Genomic DNA, 326 nt, shown 5'->3' on the forward strand with positions numbered 1-326 from the left:
CGCCGTCGCCGGCCTGCAACTGCAGCTCACCGATCGGGGTAATGGTCTTCTCATGCAGGAAGCGCGTGGCCAGCACGCGCAGGCGCGCACGGCGTTCGTCGTCCAGTCCGTGCAGCCAGGCCGCACGGCGGCAGGCGTGTTCCCACAGTGCATCGTCGATCGGCCGCGGCGCAGGCCGCAGCCACTGCAGCAACGACTTGATCAGCGGAACATTCCCGGCAGGTAGCTGTGCCACTTCGGCGCACGGATGCGCTGCAGCACGTCGTCGTCGCTGCCGCCGCCCCCGGTGCTGGTGGCACTGCTGGCCGCAGGGCGTACCGGTGCCG

The 326-nt window shown here is 70.6% G+C and carries 1 protein-coding gene; it reads right to left on the minus strand.

Annotation, left to right across the window (positions count from 1 at the left end):
* Positions 1-193 (minus strand): zinc-dependent peptidase (locus tag EN850_RS34850; protein ID WP_136093022.1); only part of this gene is annotated, 193 nt, incomplete at its 3' end.
* Between the last annotated feature and the right edge of the window lie 133 nt (positions 194-326).

Source organism: Mesorhizobium sp. M8A.F.Ca.ET.207.01.1.1 (assembly GCF_004794715.1).
Lineage (GTDB): Bacteria > Pseudomonadota > Alphaproteobacteria > Rhizobiales > Rhizobiaceae > Mesorhizobium.